This is a genomic window from Microbacterium sp. DT81.1 (assembly GCF_049844955.1).
GTDB lineage: Bacteria > Actinomycetota > Actinomycetes > Actinomycetales > Microbacteriaceae > Microbacterium.
Map to the genome: position 1 here is coordinate 1 of NZ_JBNCMA010000023.1, position 1,535 is coordinate 1,535.

Consider the following 1,535-nt stretch of genomic DNA (forward strand, 5'->3'; position numbering starts at 1 on the left):
GACGCCCACCCCGGAGTCTGCCGCACCAACGCAATGTCCTTACCCCCATACACCACCTCCGCCGGACCCGCGCCCCGCTCCGCGACCGCGAGACCGAACGCGATCATCCCTGCCGACACCTCGCGGATGACCTCCTCGGCCTCTGCCCAGGTGGGTTGGAAGCTGTGGCCGCACTCGATCGTGAAGCCGTAGACAGTCGGCCGCGCCGCATCGGCGAAGGAACGGCTGTACGCGTAGTCGTCGCTCGCACCCGACGTCGGATACAGACTGTATGCCTGCTCGAATCCGTAATCGTCGCCCCGCACGGCCCGCACGGCGTCGTTCATCCGAGCGCTCATGGCGGTGACGGCGCCCAGGTCGGCGGAGGGGATGAACTCCCCGTACACCCCGTCATCCCGGCGCCCGCGCACGCCGTCGAAGGCGGCATTCAGGAAGTTCTCGGCCGGCTGCGCCGTCTGATTCTGATCGCTTCCCCAGTTGTGCAGGATCACCGGCACAGCGCTGTGCACATCGATGTGCCAGCGGATGTGTGGAGCCGTGTCGAGCATCCACATCACGTTGCGGGTCTCCGGTTCCGAAGCCGGCGACGGGCCACGGTAGACGTTCGCATTGCACGGGTCGTCCGAGGCGCTCACACCCGAGTCGGGAGCGAACTTGGTCAGGTGATCCCAGAGGAAATCGAAATTGCGGTTGAGGTCGACACCTACGCACGCGCCCCCGGACGGATGCGGACGTCGGTTCTTCCTCCACATCGGGTCGCTGTTCTGGCTGAACCGTCGCCCATCCGGATTCACACAGGCATAGAAGTAGACGTGCACCGTCTCCATGACACGTCGGACGTCGGCCGAGGTGAAGTTGGCACCACCGTATGCGAGTCCCGTTCCGGAGTCGTAGGCCTCGAGCAGATCTGCGGCCAGCGAGACCAGCGCATCCGGCGGCACCCACTCACGCGCGTGCATGCCGCCGAGCAGAAGGATCCCCTCCGCGAGCGGATCCGCCGTCCCCACCTTGAGCACACGGCTGCGACGGCCCTCATGGGTGGCGTGCGGCAGTTCGATAAGCGTGGCCAGCGACGGATATGCGGCCGCGAGATTCTCCAGCGCCGACTCCACCTCATCCACATTCATGTAAGCCACGTCGGTTACTCCTTCCGGCCGAGACCGCGAGGAATCTCGCCCCTCGCGGCGAAGCGGTTGCCATCGCCGACCTCCTGCTGCCGTTGGCGCCCGACCTCGGTGGCGTTCTCGACCACCCGAATGGCCACGTTCTGTGCTGCACGCACGTTGCGCGCCGCGTCGATCTTGGCCTCTGGCAGGTACGCGTCCACCACATAGTCGCCGTCCCTGCGGACGGCCGTCGCGCGGCAGCCGAGATCGGCCTGAATCTCGTCGGTATAGCTCTTCAGCTCGGCCAGCGTGGCCGCGCGGACTTCGAGATGGATTATCGGCTCGTCAGGCATGGATCGCTCGCTTGTAGGGGTGTTTTACCGGTAGTCGCCGGTGATGGGGTGGACGCCGGGGGTGTTGGCCCAGGCG

General features: G+C 66.3%; 2 protein-coding genes. Both read right to left on the reverse strand.

What is annotated here, in order from left to right; all coding sequences use genetic code 11:
• Positions 1-1,127, reverse strand: a 1,127-nt coding sequence (locus ACLQ2Q_RS22165) for a M14 family metallopeptidase (protein ID WP_425824063.1), incomplete at its 3' end; no start/stop codon positions are given.
• A gap of 14 nt (positions 1,128-1,141) precedes the next feature.
• Complete coding sequence (locus ACLQ2Q_RS22170) at positions 1,142-1,459, reverse strand: hypothetical protein (protein WP_425824061.1); 318 nt, start codon at positions 1,457-1,459, stop codon at positions 1,142-1,144.
• Between the last annotated feature and the right edge of the window lie 76 nt (positions 1,460-1,535).